The 232-nt window shown below is 61.2% G+C and carries 1 protein-coding gene; it reads left to right on the forward strand.

Features of this window, described 5'->3' with window-relative positions; translation table 11 throughout:
* Positions 1-232 (forward strand): hypothetical protein (locus ASE56_RS17185; protein WP_200914090.1); only part of this gene is annotated, 232 nt, incomplete at both ends.

Raw genomic sequence — 232 nt, forward strand, 5'->3', positions numbered from 1 at the left:
GGCGCCTTCGATGTCCCTTCCGTGGCGGTCGCGGTCTTCATTGCTCTGTCGGCGTTGGCGCTTTTCATCTACCCGCCTTTCGCCGCTACCGGTGGCGTTCTATCGGGCGTTGTTCTGATCGTGGCGATGCTTGCCGTGGCGTTCTACCGTCCGATGGCGATGCCACTCCTCTATGGCGCCGGTATTGCTGCGACGCTGGCGTTCCTGCACATTCTTCCAGTCGTTTCGGTGT

Origin of the sequence: Microbacterium sp. Leaf203 (genome assembly GCF_001421275.1) — a bacterium.
GTDB lineage: Bacteria > Actinomycetota > Actinomycetes > Actinomycetales > Microbacteriaceae > Microbacterium > Microbacterium testaceum_A.